Origin of the sequence: Streptomyces sp. NPDC051219 (genome assembly GCF_040682335.1) — a bacterium.
GTDB lineage: Bacteria > Actinomycetota > Actinomycetes > Streptomycetales > Streptomycetaceae > Streptomyces.
Genome location: NZ_JBFBAS010000050.1, coordinates 19,585 through 36,954, shown reverse-complemented (window position 1 = coordinate 36,954; position 17,370 = coordinate 19,585). Strand labels below are relative to the sequence as shown.

Annotated in this window: 14 protein-coding genes; 3 read left to right on the top strand and 11 right to left on the bottom strand. The window is 71.1% G+C overall.

Going from position 1 to position 17,370, the window contains the following annotated elements; all coding sequences use genetic code 11:
• Window positions 1-368: 368 nt before the first annotated feature.
• A complete protein-coding gene (locus AB0M62_RS32040; RefSeq protein ID WP_366077864.1) occupies window positions 369-926 on the bottom strand; it encodes a MarR family transcriptional regulator in 558 nt (185 codons plus the stop codon).
• Window positions 927-1,035: 109 nt separating this feature from the next.
• Between AB0M62_RS32040 and AB0M62_RS32035 the strand changes: the two genes are divergently transcribed.
• Window positions 1,036-2,343, top strand: coding sequence for an MFS transporter (locus AB0M62_RS32035; RefSeq protein WP_366077863.1), 1,308 nt, complete (start codon window positions 1,036-1,038; stop codon window positions 2,341-2,343).
• 75 nt (window positions 2,344-2,418) lie between these two features.
• Here AB0M62_RS32035 and AB0M62_RS32030 read toward each other — a convergent pair whose 3' ends face one another.
• Together AB0M62_RS32030 and AB0M62_RS32025 are read right to left on the bottom strand one after the other, a co-directional pair.
• Window positions 2,419-4,167: a SpoIIE family protein phosphatase gene (locus tag AB0M62_RS32030; RefSeq protein WP_366077862.1), complete on the bottom strand. Its 1,749-nt coding sequence runs from the start codon at window positions 4,165-4,167 to the stop codon at window positions 2,419-2,421.
• A gap of 134 nt (window positions 4,168-4,301) precedes the next feature.
• On the bottom strand, window positions 4,302-5,687 hold the full coding sequence (locus AB0M62_RS32025; RefSeq protein ID WP_366077861.1) for an NAD(P)/FAD-dependent oxidoreductase: 1,386 nt from the start codon (window positions 5,685-5,687) through the stop codon (window positions 4,302-4,304).
• 334 nt (window positions 5,688-6,021) lie between these two features.
• Between AB0M62_RS32025 and AB0M62_RS32020 the strand changes: the two genes are divergently transcribed.
• Together AB0M62_RS32020 and AB0M62_RS32015 are read left to right on the top strand one after the other, a co-directional pair.
• Window positions 6,022-6,840 (top strand): helix-turn-helix domain-containing protein, encoded by an 819-nt coding sequence (locus AB0M62_RS32020; RefSeq protein WP_366077860.1) that lies wholly within the window; start codon window positions 6,022-6,024, stop codon window positions 6,838-6,840.
• 177 nt (window positions 6,841-7,017) lie between these two features.
• Entirely contained in the window at window positions 7,018-8,865 is a 1,848-nt protein-coding gene (locus tag AB0M62_RS32015) for a sigma-70 family RNA polymerase sigma factor (protein WP_366077859.1), read from the top strand.
• A gap of 202 nt (window positions 8,866-9,067) precedes the next feature.
• On the opposite strand, the gene AB0M62_RS32010 is transcribed toward AB0M62_RS32015, so the two are convergent.
• From AB0M62_RS32010 to AB0M62_RS31975, 8 genes are all read right to left on the bottom strand, one after another.
• Complete coding sequence (locus AB0M62_RS32010; RefSeq protein ID WP_366077858.1) at window positions 9,068-9,727, bottom strand: response regulator transcription factor; 660 nt, start codon at window positions 9,725-9,727, stop codon at window positions 9,068-9,070.
• Window positions 9,724-10,980, bottom strand: coding sequence for a histidine kinase (locus tag AB0M62_RS32005; protein WP_366077865.1), 1,257 nt, complete (start codon window positions 10,978-10,980; stop codon window positions 9,724-9,726). The genes AB0M62_RS32010 and AB0M62_RS32005 overlap by 4 nt, the downstream gene beginning before the upstream one ends.
• Window positions 10,981-11,139: 159 nt before the next feature.
• Window positions 11,140-11,961 (bottom strand): NAD(P)H-binding protein, encoded by an 822-nt coding sequence (locus tag AB0M62_RS32000; protein WP_366077857.1) that lies wholly within the window; start codon window positions 11,959-11,961, stop codon window positions 11,140-11,142.
• A 129-nt stretch (window positions 11,962-12,090) separates the two neighbouring features.
• Window positions 12,091-12,963, bottom strand: coding sequence for an alpha/beta hydrolase (locus AB0M62_RS31995; protein ID WP_366077856.1), 873 nt, complete (start codon window positions 12,961-12,963; stop codon window positions 12,091-12,093).
• A 206-nt stretch (window positions 12,964-13,169) separates the two neighbouring features.
• Window positions 13,170-14,363: a kynureninase gene (kynU, locus tag AB0M62_RS31990; protein WP_366077855.1), complete on the bottom strand. Its 1,194-nt coding sequence runs from the start codon at window positions 14,361-14,363 to the stop codon at window positions 13,170-13,172.
• Window positions 14,356-15,198 carry a tryptophan 2,3-dioxygenase family protein gene (locus AB0M62_RS31985; protein ID WP_366077854.1) on the bottom strand — a complete coding sequence of 281 codons (843 nt, stop codon included), beginning with the start codon at window positions 15,196-15,198 and terminating at the stop codon, window positions 14,356-14,358. The genes kynU and AB0M62_RS31985 overlap by 8 nt, the downstream gene beginning before the upstream one ends.
• Before the next feature lie 183 nt (window positions 15,199-15,381).
• On the bottom strand, window positions 15,382-15,795 hold the full coding sequence (locus AB0M62_RS31980; RefSeq protein ID WP_366077853.1) for a DUF3151 domain-containing protein: 414 nt from the start codon (window positions 15,793-15,795) through the stop codon (window positions 15,382-15,384).
• Window positions 15,796-15,814: 19 nt separating this feature from the next.
• On the bottom strand, window positions 15,815-17,317 hold the full coding sequence (locus tag AB0M62_RS31975) for an MFS transporter (RefSeq protein WP_366077852.1): 1,503 nt from the start codon (window positions 17,315-17,317) through the stop codon (window positions 15,815-15,817).
• Window positions 17,318-17,370: the final 53 nt, after the last annotated feature.

Sequence of the window (17,370 nt, the reverse complement as noted above, 5' to 3'; positions counted from 1 at the left end):
AGTGGGATTTGGTTGCCTTCCTGGTCCCGCTTTCGCGTTTCCTTTCCGGCGGCTCCGACTCTACCAGATCCTTTCGGGCCTGATTCCCAGTCAGCGGGTTTCGTCTTTCCGGCTGTTGGGCCGTTCCGACGTCCCGAACTCTAGCGGATTCCGCAGGCGACTCATAATCGAGTCGAGGAATTGAATTCCGGCATGCCGAAATCGTTTCCCACAGGGAAATCATGCTGAGTTGGGTTGCCGCTTCTCAGCGGCGTGAGTGGTGTCGCAGAACCGTTCCGGCCCCGTGACAACTCGAAGAATCTTACGGATCGGGCGGTCGCGTGTCAACCCCGCCACGGGTGGCCCCTCGGGCGGTCGGTCCAGGTCCGTCAGTCCAGGTCCGACAGGCGGCCGCCGGCGTCCGGCTGGGTGTCCTCCACACGGCGCAGCAGCCGGGTCAGCATCTCGCCGAGTACGCCGCGCTCCTCCGTCGAAAGGTCCTGGAGGAGCTCCTCCTCGAAGACCGTGGCCATGCGCATCGCCTCGAGCCACTTGCTGCGGCCCTCGTCCGTGAGCTCCACGATCACGCGTACCCGGTTGGACTCGTCGCGCTCCCGGGTGACCAGGCCCTCCGCCACCATGCGGTCGATGCGGTGGGTCATGGCGGCCGGCGTGAGACCGAGGCGCTTCGCGAGGTCGCTGGGGCCCAGGCGGTAGGGGCTGCCGGAGAGGACGAGTGCCTTGAGCACCTCCCACTCCGCATTGCTGATGCCGAGCGCCGCGGTCTGCCGGCCGTACGCGACGTTCATCCGGCGGTTCAGGCGGCTGAGTGCCGATACGACCTTCTCGACCTGGGGGTCGAGGTCACGGAACTCGCGCTGGTAGGCGGCGATCTGCTCGTCGAGGCTCGGCTCGCTGATGGCGGTGGGGCCGGGGGTGTCACCCATGTGGCGAAGTATCGCACGCCGGCGTTGGCGTCGAAGTCCTTCGATGTGTATTGTTAATGGTCTAACTTTAGCTTCGAAGTCTTCAGACCTCACTCCTAAGGCAGGTGAAATGACCAGGGCGATGGGCGCCGCGATGCGCCGGATCCAGACGGGCAACGCGCTGAGTGCGTTCGGCATTGGTTTCACGGTTCCGTTCCTCTACGTCTACGTGGCGCAGGTTCGGGAACTGGGGGCCAGTTCGGCGGGCATCGTGCTCGCCGTGTTCGCCGTGGCCGCACTCGTCGTGCTGCCCTTCACCGGTCGGGCAATCGACCGGCGCGGACCGGTTCCGGTGCTCATCGGCGCCGCCGTCACCGCCTCCGTCGGAGCGATGGGCCTCGGGCTGGCGAACAGCACCCAGCTGGTCGTACTCGCTGCGGGCGGACTCGGCGCGGGCGCCGCGATCATGCAGCCCGCGCTCGCGACGATGATCGTCTGGACCTCGACCCCGACCACGCGCACCCGGGCCTTCGCCACGCAGTTCTTCCTGCAGAACCTGGGCCTCGGTATCGGCGGACTGCTCGGCGGTCAGATCGTCGACGAGAGCCGGCCGGGCAGCTTCACTCTCCTCTTCACCATAGAAGCGGTCATGTTCCTGGTGCTGGCCGCCATCGCGGGGACCGTAAGGCTCCCGCGGTCTCCGCTGCTCCAGGACGCCATGCCCAAGGATGCCTCCGAGGCGAAGGGCGGCTGGCGCCGGCTGCTGCGCCACCGGGCGATGGTGCAGCTGTGTGTGCTCGGCTTCGTGCTGTTTTTCGCCTGCTACGGGCAGTTCGAGTCGGGGCTCGCCGCGTTCGGTACGGAGGCCGCCGGAATCACACCGTCGGCGCTTGGCCTGGCGCTCGCCGCCAACACCGCGGTGATCGTCGTCGCGCAGTTCGTGGTACTGCGGCTGGTGGAGAAGCGCCGCCGGTCGCGTGTCATCGCGCTGGTAGGGCTGATCTGGACGGTTGCCTGGATCGCGGCGGGCTACGCGGGCATGGGCGGGGGCAGCCAGGCCATGGCGACGGCCGCGTTCGTCTCCACTTACGCGCTGTTCGGCCTCGGTGAGTCGATGCTCTCCCCTACCGTGGCACCGCTCGTCGCAGACCTGGCGCCCGAGGCGGCCGTCGGTCAGTACAACTCCGCGTTCGCGCTGGTCAAGCAGCTCGCGCTGGCCGTCGGCCCGGCCGTGGGCGGTCCGATGGGGGCCTCGCTGCACGGCCCGTACATCGTGACGTTCATTCTCTTCTCGCTCGGGATCACGGTCCTCGCGCTCCGGCTGGGCAAGCAGCTCAGGCCGCTGCAGGACAACCCGTCGCTCGCCAGATCGCGTGTGGTGGCCACGGGAATCCCGGAGCAGGCGACCGAGCCGGCCCCGGCGCCCGTAGTCGCCTGAGGCCCGGGCCCGGCGCGGCCTGGTCGTAACCGGTGACGAGGAGGGGCAGCATCCTCTCCTCGAAGGAGGGCCTGTTCAGGCGTCGGGGAGCGCGAACTCGCACCAGACGGCCTTGCCGCCGCCCGGGGTGCGGCGCGAGCCCCACGACGAGGCGATGGTGGCCACGATCGAGATGCCACGGCCCGCCTCGTCCGCCGGTTCGGCGCGGCGGCGGCGGGGCAGATGGTCGTCCCCGTCCGTCACCTCGACGATGAGCCGGCGGTCGGTACGGCGCAGCCGCAGGCGCATGGGCGGTGTGCCGTGCTGGAGGGAGTTGGCGACGAGCTCGCTGGCCGCCAGGACACCCAGGTCGCACAGCTCCACCGGGAAGCGCCAGGACGCCAGTACCCCCGTCGCGAAGGCGCGGGCGCGCGGCGCCGCCTCGATGCCGCCGAGGAGCTCCAGCGCGGCGTTGTGGAAGAGCTCGGCGTCCGGACCGGTTCGCGTCGGGTGCTGAAGGACGAGCACGGCGACATCGTCGTCGTGGTCTGCGGTGACGCCGAGCGCTCGCATCAGGCGGTCGCAGATGACCTGCGGGGTGCCCTTCGCCCCGGACAGTGCCCGCTCGAGTGCCGCGACGCCCTCGTCGATGTCCTCGCCGCGCCGCTCGACCAGGCCGTCCGTGTAGAGGACAGCGGTGGAACCGGGCGGGAGGGCGATCGTGCCCGAGGTGTGCAGCCAGCCGCCGGTGCCCAGCGGGGGGCCGGTCGGGTCCGCGGCGCGGCGGACCGTACCGTCCTCGTCGCGGACGAGGATCGGGAGGTGGCCGGCCGACGCGTAGACGAGGCGGCCCTCGTTGGGATCGTGGACGGCGTAGACGCAGGTGGCAATCTGGCTGGCGTCGATCTCAGCGGCCAGGCCGTCGAGGAGCTGCAGTACTTCGTGCGGCGGGAGGTCGAGCCGCGCGTACGCGCGGACGGCAGTGCGCAGCTGGCCCATCACGGCCGCGGCGCGGACCCCGCGGCCCATGACGTCCCCGATGACGAGCGCGGTCCGGCCGGCGCCGAGGGTGATGACGTCGTACCAGTCGCCGCCCACGGCCGCCTCCGTACCGCCCGGCTGGTACGTCGCCGCGATGCGCAGATCGTCGGGCTGCTCCAACTCCTGCGGAAGAAGGGAGCGCTGGAGGGTGACGGCGGCCTCGCGCTGGCGGCGCTCGCTGGCGCGCAGCCGCTCCGCGGCCTCCGCGTGGTCGGTGACATCGGCGACGAAGATCATTACGCCGCCGCTCTTGCCGGCGCCCCGGACATCCACCGGTGTGCAGGTGACCGTGTACGAGCCGCCGCCCGGACCCTTGCGGTTCTTGACCGTACGGGACTTGCCGCTGCGCAGTACCTGGTCGAGGAGCGGGATCAGGCCGAGCTCGTCCAGCTCAGGTAGGGCCTGGCGGGCCGGGGCTCCGGCCGGGCGGGGGCCGAAGGCGGAGGCGTAGGCGTCGTTGACGTAGGCGATGCGGTGTTCGGGGCCGTACACCAGGGCGACGAGTGCGGGGAGCCGGCCAAGGACTTCCCGTACGGACACGTCGTCCAGCGTGGGGACGGGCGGGTCGTCGGCCTTCTCGACCGGGGACGGTGTCCCGTCCGGCGTGTGGTCCGGCGTAAGGCCGCCGGCGCCGGGCGGGTGCCCGTCGTTGGCGGGCGGGTGCCCGTCGTTGGCGGAGTCCGCGCCGGGCGCGGGCTGATCCGGGTGCTCACCGCGGGCTGCGGGCACGGAACCGCGATCTGTCCGCGCTGCGGCGCGGCGCTGCGTTCCGGGAAGCCGGGCGCTCCAGCGCGTGAAGTTCACTGACTCTCAAGCCTCGTGGTGTCGCCGTGTATCGCTGCTAGGTCGCTGTTGTGTCGGTGCTTGGGGGATCACTCTGTGCAGGTGTGAGCCCACCTATGGTCACACGTCCAGTGTGGCCGACGGCACTGACAACGTCAGTCGTTGCTGTCCTTCGGACGCTCTCCGCCCACCGCGAGCTCGAACTCGGCTCGCGGGTGTTCGAGCGATCCGAGAGAGACGATCTCACGCTTGAAGAGTCCGGCGAGCGTCCATTCGGCAAGGACTCTCGCCTTGCGGTTGAACGTAGGTACCCGGCTGAGGTGGTAGGCCCGGTGCATCAGCCAGGCCGGGTACCCCTTCAGCTTCCGCCCGTAGACGTGCGCGACGCCCTTGTGGAAGCCGAGGGAGGCGACGGATCCGACATACCTGTGCGCGTAGTCCCGCAGGGGCTGACCGCGCAGCGAGGCAAGGATGTTCTCGGCGAGGGTCTTGGCCTGGCGTACGGCGTGCTGCGCGTTGGGGGCACACACCTTGCCCTCTTCGCCGGCCGTGATGTCCGGGACGGCGGCCGCGTCGCCGGCCGCCCAGGCGTGTTCGACGCCCTCGATGGTGAGCTTGGGCGTGCACACGAGGCGCCCGTGTGCGTTCGTGGGCAGGTCGCTCGCGGCGACGATGGGGTGAGGCTTTACGCCCGCGGTCCACACGAGGGTACGAGTCGGGAAGCGTGAGCCGTCACTCAGTACGGCGACCCGGTCCTCGCAGGAGTCGAGGCGGGTGTCCAGGCGGACGTCGATGTTGCGGCGCCGCAGTTCACGGACCGTGTAGTGGCCCATCGCCTCGCCGACTTCGGGGAGGATCCGGCCGGTGGCCTCGACCAGGATCCACTTCATGTCCTCGGCCGTGACGTTGTAGTAGTACCGGGAGACGTACCGGGCCATGTCCTGCAGCTCGCCGAGCGCCTCGACGCCCGCGTACCCGCCGCCCACGAAGACGAAGGTCAGGGCGGCGTCGCGGACATCCGGGTCGCGGGTGGAGGATGCGATGTCCATCTGCTCGACGACGTGGTTGCGCAGCCCGATGGCCTCCTCCACGGTCTTGAAGCCGATCCCGTAGTCGGCGAGACCGGGGACGGGCAGGGCGCGGGAGACCGAGCCGGGGGCGAGGATCAGTTCGTCGTACGCGATCTCGATGGGGCCGGCGCCCTCCTCCTTGGTGGCGAGGGTGGCGACGGTGGCGGCACGCTTGGCGTGGTCGATCTTCTGTGCCTCGCCGATGACGATTTTGCACTTGTCCAGGACGCGGCGGAGCGGGACGACCACGTGGCGGGGCGAGATGGAGCCGGCGGCCGCCTCGGGGAGGAACGGCTGATACGTCATGTACGGCTCGGGTGTCACCACCGTGACCTCGGCCTCGCCTCTCCTCAGCTCCCGCTGGAGCCGCAGCGCGGTGTACATGCCGACGTAGCCGCCGCCGACGACGAGAATGCGCGCAGGGGCCGGGCGTCCGGGGGTCGTCCCCCGCGAATATGCAGCCTTCACCACACCATGACGCAACGCGTTCGCGAGTTTGTCCACAGGCCCGGCAAATTGTGTGACCGGCGGGCCTGGTGCGAGGGCAGCGCCGACCCTTTCCGCCCTTCCTGAAGGTCCGCAGGTCAGGCCATGGGCGGGGGGTGCGGGCAGGGGGTGGAATCAGGAAGGTTTCGGTGCATACTCCGATCGGGGGGCGCTCCGTGCGGAACTACCCCCTTCTGAATTGACTCCAGCTCAACTATGTTCGTACCTCGTCGGGGTGTCGGGTCTTGGCCCGTGGATCAGCCCAGGCCTACAAGGCGGGGAGTCTCCGGGGGGAGACGTCATTACCGGGGGAACAGTTATGCACATTCACGATTCGCATTGGTCTGCAACCATCGCAACCGAAGGCAATGGGCGCGTGGTCGCGGGTGGCAGCGGGGTGGCCCGTTCGGCGCCGCTTCGTGTGGATGCACAGCGCAACCTCGAACACGTACTGCGCGCCGCGCGCGAGGTGTTCGGTGAGATGGGTTACGGGGCGCCGATGGAGGACGTGGCGCGGCGAGCACGGGTCGGTGTCGGGACGGTCTACCGGCGGTTCCCGAGCAAGGACGTCCTGGTGCGGCGTATAGCCGAGGAGGAGACCGCCCGGCTGACCGAACAGGCGAGAACGGCGCTCGGCCAGGAGGAAGAGCCGTGGGCGGCGCTCTCGCGTTTCCTGCGTACGTCCGTGGCGTCGGGAGCCGGTCGGCTGCTGCCGCCGCGAGTGCTGCGCGTCGGGGTCGACGCCGAGGACTCCACGGTCGTCCGGGGAGTCGTCCAGGACGTCCAGGAGGCAGTCGCTGTCCAGGAGGGGGCACGTGTGCCGCAGCAGCGGCAGGCGGCCGCCCCGGCTCCCGGTCTGCGCGTCGTAGAACAGCGGGGGGCCGGGCAGCGGTCCGGGTCCGCGGACGACACGGACCAGCCCGACGACCCGGGCGCAACGGCCCTGCTGGAAGTGGTCGGCCGTCTGGTGGACCGGGCGCGGGCGGCGGGTGAGCTGCGCGGCGACGTGACGGTGGCGGACGTGCTGCTGGTGATAGCCACGGCGGCGCCGTCGCTGCCCGACCCGGCTCAGCAGGCGGCGGCTTCCGCCCGGCTGCTGGACATACTGCTGGAGGGGCTGCGGTCGCGGCCTGTGTGACGGTCAACAGCCCGCGTGGGCAGCTGGGTTGTCCTTCCCCGAAGGCGTGGAGAGTAACGCTTCGACGGGTGACCGACCCGGACGGGTGGATGCCGGTCATAGCGCTCCGGCATCCACCCGTTCTGTGCCACTGTGGCCCGGTGTTCGGGTCTGAGGGTGCGTGCGGGGGCTGCCGCGATGAGCGTTGACGGTGAGGACGAGCCACAGGATGGCACCGGCGGCGAGCCGGAGGCGGTCCTGCCCTCGCCCCAGGTTCCCCCGCAGCGCGAGGGCGGCAGTGGCGGGCCGATTGCCCAACGGCCGGCTTCCGACGGCGATTTGATCGGCCGGATGCGGTCCGGTGACGACAGTGCGTACGAGGAGCTGTTCCGGCGACACGCGGACTCGGTGCGACGGTACGCCCGGAGTTGCTGCCGGGACGCGCACACGGCGGACGATCTGACGGCCGAGGTCTTCGCACGCACGCTGCAGGCGGTGCGCGGCGGCGCCGGTCCGGAGTACGCGGTGCGCGCGTACCTGCTCACGACGGTACGACGGGTCGCGGCAGCCTGGACGAAAACGGCGAAGCGGGAGCAACTGGTCGACGATTTTGCCGTGTTCGCCTCACAGGCAGCCGGCATCACCGAGGCGGCGGACGACGCCGGTTCGTTCGGGGCCGGGCTGGACGCGGGCGCCGAGGTCCGGGCGATGCACCAGGCCGAGCAGACCATGGCCATGCAGGCCTTTCGCAGCCTCCCGGAGCGCTGGCAGGCCGTCCTGTGGCACACCACGGTCGAGAAGGAGTCGCCGAGCCAGGTCGCGCCGCTTTTCGGGTTGACCCCCAACGCGACCGCGGTACTGGCCAGTCGAGCTCGTGAAGGCCTCAAGCAGGCCTATCTGCAGGCACATGTGAGCTCGGCGCTCACCGACGGCGGTGACTGTGCGCGCTACGCCGACCGGCTGGGCGCCTACGCCCGGGGCGGCCTGCGGATCCGGGCCGAGCGCGGTCTGCGCGAGCACCTGGAGCAGTGCGCGAAGTGCCGGCTGGCCGCCGGTGAGATCATGGACGTCAACGCCGGTATCCCGGCACTCCTTCCGGTCGCTGTCATCGGCTGGTTCGCCGCCGGGTACTCGGCCAAGGCCGCCGGCCTCATGGTGGGCGGTGCCGCGGGAGCAGGCGCCGCCGCTGCGGCCGGCGGAACCTCGACGGGCGGGGCTGCCGCGGGAGGCGCTGCCGCCGAGGGGCTCGGCGCGCCGGCGAAGGCCGGAATCGCGGCGGCGCTCGCCGTAACGGTGGCAGCCGGGGCGGTGTTCGCGCTGGCCGGTGACGAATCGGAGCCTGAGCCCAGGGCGAGGGCGAGGGCGGCCGGCACGCCCAGGCCCCCGGCGGCGGAACCCGTCAACCCGCAGAAGCCACCGCCCTCTGCAGAGCCTGTGCCTGCGGCGCCCGCCGCGCCCGAATCGGAAGCGTCCAGGGCCAAGCCCCCGCAGCCCCCGAAGCCCACGCCACCCGCGCCCACACCCGTCCGGCCGAAGCCGGTGCCCCCCGGGCCCGTGTCGCCGAAGCCCTCCCCCAAGCCCACCCCGAAGCCGCCTACACCGCCGGCGTCGCCCGTGCCCTACCAGGTGAACCGGCTTCAGTACTCCGTTCTCGGCGACCGGACAGCGCCGGAGATCAGGCTCGACCGGAGCAGCTGGCTCTGGCAGCGCTGGGGGCTGCGGGTCGCCGACAAGCAGTACGCGCACGGAGTCAGCACGCACGCCATGTCCTCCGTCACCATCGACCTCAACCGCGACTGCACTTCGTACGACGCGTGGGCCGGGGTGGACGACATGACGCTGGGACTCGGCTCGGTGCGCTTCTCGGTGTACGGGGACGGGACGCGGCTGTGGCAGTCCCCGGTGATCCGTGGCGGGGACCGCGCCGTGCCGGTGCATGTGGGCATCGGAGGCCGCACATCGATCCGGCTGGTCGTGGAGCCGCACACGCCGTTCGGGTCGGTCGCACTCGCCGACTGGGCCGAATCCGTCATCAGCTGCCGGTGACGGCGATCCCGTGGTCGTCGGCGCCCGGAGCCGCGCAGGGTGACGCAGTGTCCCTGCCGCATTCGGTAGGGACGGTGTGTCGACTTCCGGTGGGCAGCTACGACGTCTCTGATGAAAACCGGGTCACACCGGAGCGTTCGCCCTGAGGGAGGGACGCGGCTGGAGATGTTGCCGGAGAACAAGGTGGCCGTCGAGGAAATCTCTAGCCTGGGGTGACCAGTCTTGCCTCGTAGGCGAACACCGCTGCCTGAGTGCGGTCGCGCAGACCCAACTTCACCAGCATCCGGCTCACATGTGTCTTGATCGTCGACTCCGCGATGACCAGCTTCGACGCGATCTCCGCGTTCGACAGGCCCTGCGCGATGAGCACCAGTACCTCCGTCTCGCGTTCCGTGAGGTCACCGATCTGCGCCTGCGCAGGCGGGCGTGCGGTGTCCGAGAGCTTCGAGAACTCCACGATCAGACGCTTGGTCACGGAAGGAGCGAGCAACGCCTCGCCCGCCGCCACCACCCGCACGCCGTCCGCCAGCTGCCGTGCCGACGCGTCCTTCAGCAGGAAGCCCGACGCCCCCGCGCGCAGCGCCTGGTAGACGTACTCGTCCAGGTCGAACGTCGTGAGGACCAGCACCTTGGCGTCGGCGTCAGCGGCGACGATCTCCCGGGTGGCTTCCAGGCCGTTCAACTCCGGCATGCGGATGTCCATCAGGACCACATCGGGGCGCAGCGCCGCGACTTGGGCGATGGCCTCGCGGCCGTCGACCGCCTCACCGACGACCTCGATGTCCGGCATCGCGTTCAGCAGGACCGAGAAGCCCTCCCGGACCATCATCTGGTCGTCGACGATCAGGACCCGGATGGTCATGCGGACTCCTCTCCGGCGGACACGGGGAGGAAGACCGCGACCTCGTAGCCGCCGCTCGCGGTCGGCTCCGCGGTCATCTCGCCGTTCAGCATCGCGACGCGCTCCCGCATGCCGGTGACCCCGTGGCCCGCCCCGGGCGAGGGGCGCACGTCGCCGGTCGGGGCAGCGTTGACTATGCGCAGACCGAGACCGCCCAGAACGTAACTGACCTCGACGACCGCGTCGGCGCCGGGCGCGTGGCGCAACGTGTTGCTGAGTGCCTCCTGGATGATCCGGTACGCGGAAAGCTCGACTCCCTGCGGGAGTTCGCGGACGGATCCGGTGACCGTCTTCTCGACGCTGAGACCGGCCTCACGGACGTTGGCGAGCAGCCCGTCGAGCACGGCGAGCGTCGGCTGCGGGGCGTCCGGGGCCGCGTAGTCCTCGGCCCGTACGACGCCGAGGACACGGCGCAATTCGGTGAGGGCAGCAACCGCGTTCTCCCGGATCGTGGCGAAGGCCTTCTCCAGCTCGGGCGGCGGGTTCTCCACCCGGTAGGGCGCGGCTTCCGCCTGGATGGCGACGACCGACATGTGGTGGGCCACCACGTCGTGGAGTTCGCGGGCGATGGTCGTGCGCTCCTCCAGGAGCGTGCGCTTGTCCCGCTCCACTGCGGTGACGTGCTGCTGGGCAACGACCTCCTGCTGCGCGTGGCGGCGGACATGCATCATGCTCACCACAAGGAGCGCCAGCGCGGAGACGAAGGCCATGGGGCCGCTGTTGGAGCCCCACGAGTTGCCGAAGGCGTCCAACATGCCCCCCATCAGCAACGTGAGCACCCACATCCAGGCGGCGGTACGCGGCCGGGTCCTGGCCGCCACCACCACCATCACCACCAGGTGGGAGAAGAAGACCGTCTCGGCCCACGGCGTGAGTCCTGTGCCGCTCAGGACACTCACCACGGGGGCGGAGGCTATCGACAGCCACCACGCGCCCACCGGGCGGAACAGGGTGGCGATCACCGAGACGGCCGGGAGGAAGCCCGCTGCCAGCACGCCGATCGGCCCGGTGCCCCAGGAGGTCGAGCTGGAGGCGATCACCAGCGTGATGAAGGCCGCGAACCCCACCACGGCGTGCGGCGTCCAGGCGGACCACTGGCGTATCCGGCCCGGCAGCCGTCCCGTGATCGGACCGTCCGTCCGCATCGGGGCCAGCGGCCGGTAGGCGAAGGGGTCGTGGAAGAGATCCTGGCGCAGTCCGGCCAGGGTGTTCATGGCCAGGCGGAATTCTGGGCTCCGCTCGGTCGTCTCAGGCTGCTGGGTCGTCTCGGTCACATACAGAACCGTAGGCGTCAGGACGGGCGTGGTCGTCACCTGCGCTGGGGATCCTTCCGCGTCCGTCCCAGGTACTACGCCCGTCCCTCTGCAGTCCTGTCAGGAACGGAACGCGTCCGCGTTCGCCGCCGCCCAGTCAATGAACGTGCGGGCCGGGCGGCCGGTGACCTCCTCCACGGCGCGGGTCACGGTCCGGCCCTCCGGGGGCGTGTTCCCATACACCAGAAGCAGGAAGTCGATGGTGTCCTGCGGGAGACCGGCCGCCTGCCACCGCTGCCGCGCCTGTTCCTCGCTCAGCTCAACCAGCTCGATATCGCGGCCGGTGGCCGCTGCGAGGGCGTCCACCTTGTCCCGCAGGGTCAGCACCTCGGGGCCGGTTATCACGTACGTCCGGCCGCCGTGCCCGTCCTCGGTAAGAGCGACCGCCGCCACCGCGCCGATGTCGGCCTCGTGGACCATCGCGCTCAGCCGGCCGGTGAACGGCTCGCGCACCACGCCGGCGGTGCGGATGCCTTCGGCCCATTCCAGCGCGTTGGACATGAACTCGACCGGCATCAGAACGGTCCACGCCGGCTCACCAGCCCGTACGGCCTCTTCGAGCGGCGTGGGACCGCCGCCGTGCAGGACCGTCACCCGCCGGACACCGGCCTTGGCCGCCAGCTCGACGATCCGCGGTCCGTTCTGGAGCGGGGCGAAGGCCTCTCCGCCGAAGGTGATCAGATGCAGGCCCGTGACTCCTTCGAGGGCCGGTACCAGCGACTCGGGGTCGGTGAGGTCTCCGCGTACGACCTCGACTCCCTCGGGGAAAGTCGCCTTCGCCGGGTCCCGTGTCAGCGCGCGGACGCCGGCGCCTCGCGCGATCAGCTGCTCGACCACCTGACGGCCGACGGTTCCGCTCGCTCCGGTCACAAGAATCGTCATCGCCGTGGCTCCTCGGGTTTCTGTCCGTTCCTGACTGGTTCGGTGAAACCACTGTAGGAACCCTTGCGGTCAGGTTCGGTCCGCAAGGAGCGCCGGAGATGAGGTCAGTGGCCGGTGGGGCGGACCAGTTCACCACGCCAGTTGGGCGACCTCCTCCGCGACCACCGCACACGCGTCCGCCGCCGGGTCGATCAGCGGGAAGTGCCCCACGTCGTCGAGCAGCGTCAGCCCCACGGTCTCGCCCGCCTTGGCCGCGGCATCGACGTACGCCTCCGCCACCTGGTACGGCACGGTGATGTCGGCGCGGCCCTGCACCAGTGCGGTGGCGATACCGGTCGGGAGCAGGGCGGCCGGGTCGGCGAAGGCCCTGCGGGCCTCGAAGTCCTCCGCGCCGCCGAGAAGTTGCATGGCGGCCCCGGAGCACACGTCCAGCTCACCGGCCAGCAGGAAGTCCGCGATCGGCGCCAACGCGACAGCCCCGCGCAGCGGCGGCGGAGCCGGCAGCCGCCAGGCGGAACCCTCGGGCAGTACGTGCCGGGCGGCCGCCCACAGAGCGAGCTGGCCTCCCGCGGAGTGCCCGGTGACGACGGTACGGCGCAGATCGGCCCGCGGCAGAGCCCTCGCCGCGAGTACCGGAAGCGCGTCCATGGCCGCCGCCACATCGTCGAACGTCTCCGGCCACCGGCCGGCGACGGGCCCGGCCGCCCCCTGGTGGGGCAGCGAGCTCCCCCGCCGGTACTCGACGTTGGCCACTGCGAAACCGCGGCGGGCCAGAAAGTCCGTGAAGGGTGTCACATGCTGCCGGTCGTACGGCGCCCGCCACGCACCGCCGTGCAGGACAACGACGAGCGGCGCGCTCTCCTGGCCCCCTCTGGGCGCGTAGAAGTCGACCACCTGATCGGGATGCCCGCCGTACGCGGCGGTGGCGTCGGGCGCCACGGCCGGGTGCGAGAAGGCCGACTCGGCCTCGGCGGCATCCCGTTCCACTGCGGGGTCCGACATGCGGCTCAACCTCTCGGTACTGAGATCCACTTGATCCGGGCAGCGGGACGGTACCAGGCCCCGCACCCCTGTTTCGTACCGCCCCGGCGCGGAGGCAGCAGCGCCCGGGGCATCACTGCCCGATCACCCGGGCCCTCGTCTCGTGCCGCGTGCGGCCGGAAAGCCGGGTGGCGGGGCCGCCGGTGCGGCCCCGCCACCCATGTTGGCTAGCCCACGACCTCGCCCAGCACCCGCGCCGCGCGCTCGGCGTCGCCGAAGCTGACGTACAGGGGTGTGAAACCGAAGCGCAGCACGTCCGGGCGGCGGAAGTCGCCGATCACACCGCGTGCGGTCAGCTCCCGCATCACCTCGCCCGCACCCTCGCAGCGCAGCGCGACCTGACTGCCCCGCTCGGCGTGCGCGGCCGGAGTGACCGAGGTGACGCGCCCCGCCGGGACGTACTCACGCACGCACTCCAGGAAGAAGTCCGTGAGGGCCAGCGACTTCGCGCGTACGGCGTCGACCGAGACACCGTCCCAGACGTCGAGGGCAGCCTCGAGAGCCAGCATCGAGAGGATGTCGGGCGTGCCGACCCGGCCGCGCACCGCACCCTCCGCGGCCACATAGCCGGGCGTCATGCCGAACGGATCGGCGTGCGAGTTCCAGCCCGGCAGAGGCGAGTCGAAGCCCGCCTGATGGCGTTCGGCCACGTACAGGTACGCGGGCGAGCCGGGCCCCCCGTTGAGGTACTTGTACGTACAGCCGACCGCGAAGTCGACGTCGTGCGCGTCGAGTCCGACCGGCAGCGCGCCCGCGCTGTGGCACAGGTCCCACACCACGAGCGCCCCGGCCGCGTGAGCGGCGGCCGTGAGAGCCGGCAGGTCGTGCAGCCGGCCGGTCCGGTAGTCGACGTGGTTGACCAGAGCGACGGCGGTACGCGCACCCAGCGCGTCGGCCAGCCGCACGGGCGCGACCGGGACCAGTTTCTTGCCGGTCAGCCGGGCCGCGGACTCCGCCAGGTACCCGTCGGTGGGGAACGTCGTCTCGTCGACCAGGATCTCGTCCCGGCCGGGGCCGGCCAGCCGAACCGCCGCGACCACGGCCTTGAAGACGTTGACGCTGGTCGAGTCGCCGGCCACTATCCGGCCCGGCGCCGCGCCCACGAGTGGAGCGATCCGGTCACCTATTCGCTGCGGCGCGGTCCACCAGCCGCTCTCCTCCCAGGAGCGGATCAGCAGTTCGCCCCATTCGCGGGTGACGACGTCGGCCAGCCGCGCCGGCACGGAGGCGGGCAGTGCGCCCAGCGAGTTGCCGTCCAGGTACACGACTCCCTCGGGTAGGGAGAACAGCTCGCGGCGCTTGGCGAGCTCATCGGCGGCGTCGAGCGCCGCGGCCCGGTCGGCCGGAGTGGGCTCAGACATGGCTGCGCGCCGTCCACAGCTCGGGGAAGACGTTCTTGCGGGCCCGCTTCTCCAGCCACGAGACGCCGGCGGAGCCGCCCGTACCCACCTTGGAGCCCATGGCCCGCCGCGTTGCCACGAGATGGTCGTTGCGCCAGCGCCACACCAGTTCGCCGACGTCCGTCAGCGCCTCGCCGAGCCGCACCAGGTCGGTGTCCTGATCACCCGCGTAGAGCTGCGCCCAGGCGGCCTCGACCTCGTCCGACGGATCGTACTTCTGCGACAGGTCGCGGTCGACGACGGAGGCCGGCACCGGGAGTCCGCGCCGGGCGAGCAGCCGCAGCACCTCGTCGTACAGGCTCGGCTCGTGCAGCGCCTTCTCCAGCTCCGCGTACACGCGCGGCGCGCCACGGTGCGGGACGAGCATCGACGCCGACTTCTCACCGAGCAGGAATTCCATCCGCCGGTACATCGCGGACTGGAAGCCGGAGCCCTCGCCGAGCGCGCTGCGGTACGAGTTGAACTGCGCGGGAGTGAGGTGGGCCAGCGGCTTCCAGGAGGCGTTCAGCGCCTCGAGTTCCCGGGTGGAGCGCTTCAGAGCGGCCATCGCGACGGGCAGGTCGTCCTCGCGCAGAGCGTTCGCCGCGGTTTCCCACTCATGGACGATGACGGTGAACCACAGCTCCATGACCTGGGTGGTGACCAGGAAGACCATCTCTCCGGGATCGTCGGAGAGGGGGTGCTGGAGGTGGGTGAGGACGTCCGCCTGGACGTAGTCCTCGTACGGGGTGGTACCCGCGAAGTCCAGGTTCGGGGTTTCCGAACCAGCTCCGGAGGCATCGGGGTGCTGGGACATCGCTGTCTCCTCGATACGCGCTTCCGGGTAGCGGTCCGCCCCTTCCGTTCGGCTGTGGAGCCCCGGTCCCCTGCGGGCATCATAATCCCGCCGGCAACCGGCGCTCGCGGGGACCGCCCGCGCACACCGACCGGCCTCGGGGGCCCACACCGGCAGGGTGCGGGCCCCTGGAACGTGCACGGGTCAGCTCAGCGTGTCCGCCGCCGTCGCGGAGGAGTCCCGCAGGAACGTCGAGCAGCGCTCGTACTCCTCCTGCTCGCCGATCGACTGCGCGGCCCGCGCGAGGGCGTGCAGGGCTCGCAGGAAGCCGCGGTTCGGCTCGTGCTCCCACGGCACCGGGCCGTGGCCCTTCCAGCCGGCCCGGCGCAGCGCGTCGAGGCCGCGGTGGTAGCCGGTGCGGGCGTATGCGTACGACTCGACGACCCGGCCGTTCTCATACGCGTCGTCGGCGAGCTGCGCCCAGGCGAGCGAGGATGCCGGGTACTTCGAGGCGACCTCCGCGGGCGCGGCGCCGTTGGCGAGGAGCTCGCGCGGCTCGGGGTCGTCGGGCAGCTGGGTCGGGGGCGGACCCCCGAGCAGGTTTTCGTGAATGGACATGGACTCCAGTCTGCCTGGCTCAGGGCGGCGTGCGCTCGTTGCCGCCCGGATCCAGCGGCGGTGCGGTCACCGCGCAGTGCAGCCGGCATTCCGGGCGGCAGGCCGCCGCCTCCGCCGGGACCCGCCGGACCGTCGTCCAGGCGATCAGCGCGCCCACCACCAGCACTACCGCGCACATCGGCATCGCCCGCCGGAACGCAGAGGCGAGCTCGTCCGCCAACCGGTACGTCTCCGGCCCCATCCCGGACAGCAGCGGCAGGGCCGCCACCGCGATCAGGCCGGCGACGCGCGCCGCGGCATTGTTGATCCCGCTGGCCAGCCCGGCCCGCCCGACGTCCACCGAGGCCAGCACGGTGGCGGTGAGCGGCGCCACGAGGGTCACCATGCCCAGGCCGAGGACCACCATCGCCGGCAGCACGTCACGTACGTACGAGGCGTCCTTACCGACCCGCAGCATCAGCAGCATTCCGGCGGCGCACAGCAGCGGTCCCACCGTGAGCGGCAGACGTGGCCCGATCCGCTGGGCCAGCTCGCCCGAGCGGCCGGAGAGCAGCAGCATCAGCAGGGTGGTGGGCAGGAGCGCGGTGCCCGCGGCGAGCGCCGAGTATCCCGCCACAACCTGGAGCTGGAGCACGGAGAGGAAGAAGAACCCGCCGAGGGCCGCGTACACGCACAAGGTGACCAGGTTAATCGCCGTGAACTGCCGTGAGGCGAAGATCGACAGGGGCAGCATCGGATCCGGCTGCCGCCGCTCCACATATACGAAGGCCACCGAGAGCAGTACGCCGACGACGCCCGCCACCACGGAGGAGTCGATCAGGCCGTATGTCACCAGGCCGAGCGCGAGCGCGCCGAGCGTGGCGCCCAGGACGTCGAAGCGCCGGTGCGCCGCGCCCGGGCGTCCGGGGGCCGTACCTCCGGCGGGCACGCTGCGCGATTCCGGTACGTGTCTGAGCGCGACCGGCACACAGACCGCGGCCAGCGGCACGTTGAGCAGGAACACCCAGCGCCAGCCGGGTCCGTCCACCAGCCAGCCGCCGAGGAACGGGCCGACTGCCGCCCCGGCCCCGCCGAGCCCCGACCACACTCCGACCGCCCGTGCCCGGTCGTCGGGATGGAAGCTCGCCTGGATCAGGGCCAGCGAGCCGGGGGTGAGCAGCGCCGCGCCGACGCCCTGCAGGGCACGCGCGAGGATCAGCAGGCCGCCGTTCGGCGCGAGTCCGCACAGCAGCGAGGCCACCGCGAACCACACGGTCCCGATGACGAAGACCCGCCGCCGCCCGAACCGGTCCCCCAATGCCCCGCCCAGCAGGATCAGCCCGGCCAGCGTGAGCATGTAGGCGTTGGCGGTCCACTGCAGGACGGCCAGGTCCGCGTCGAGATCCTCCCCGATGCGGGGCAGGGCGACATTGACCACGGTCGAGTCGAGCAGGGCCATGGAAGACCCGAGCACGGTGGTGAGCAGCACCCAGCGACCCACGGGTTCGCCTACCCGTATCGCCCCCGGCGCGCTTTGGCTCATACCGTGATCCTCGCGGCACGACGGAGGGCCCGCCACCCCAGCGGCCGGGGTGG

Bases quoted from the DNA above. Each gene is read 5' to 3' on its own strand.
- AB0M62_RS32015 (WP_366077859.1), top strand. From the start codon at position 7,018: ATGAGCGTTGACGGTGAGGACGAGCCACAGGATGGCACCGGCGGCGAG.
- AB0M62_RS31980 (WP_366077853.1), bottom strand. From the start codon at position 15,795: ATGTCCATTCACGAAAACCTGCTCGGGGGTCCGCCCCCGACCCAGCTG.
- AB0M62_RS32035 (WP_366077863.1), top strand. From the start codon at position 1,036: ATGACCAGGGCGATGGGCGCCGCGATGCGCCGGATCCAGACGGGCAAC.
- AB0M62_RS32000 (WP_366077857.1), bottom strand. From the start codon at position 11,961: ATGACGATTCTTGTGACCGGAGCGAGCGGAACCGTCGGCCGTCAGGTG.
- kynU (WP_366077855.1), bottom strand. From the start codon at position 14,363: ATGTCTGAGCCCACTCCGGCCGACCGGGCCGCGGCGCTCGACGCCGCC.
- AB0M62_RS31975 (WP_366077852.1), bottom strand. From the start codon at position 17,317: ATGAGCCAAAGCGCGCCGGGGGCGATACGGGTAGGCGAACCCGTGGGT.
- AB0M62_RS32040 (WP_366077864.1), bottom strand. From the start codon at position 926: ATGGGTGACACCCCCGGCCCCACCGCCATCAGCGAGCCGAGCCTCGAC.
- AB0M62_RS32005 (WP_366077865.1), bottom strand. From the start codon at position 10,980: ATGAACACCCTGGCCGGACTGCGCCAGGATCTCTTCCACGACCCCTTC.
- AB0M62_RS32010 (WP_366077858.1), bottom strand. From the start codon at position 9,727: ATGACCATCCGGGTCCTGATCGTCGACGACCAGATGATGGTCCGGGAG.
- AB0M62_RS31995 (WP_366077856.1), bottom strand. From the start codon at position 12,963: ATGTCGGACCCCGCAGTGGAACGGGATGCCGCCGAGGCCGAGTCGGCC.
- AB0M62_RS31985 (WP_366077854.1), bottom strand. From the start codon at position 15,198: ATGTCCCAGCACCCCGATGCCTCCGGAGCTGGTTCGGAAACCCCGAAC.
- AB0M62_RS32020 (WP_366077860.1), top strand. From the start codon at position 6,022: ATGCACATTCACGATTCGCATTGGTCTGCAACCATCGCAACCGAAGGC.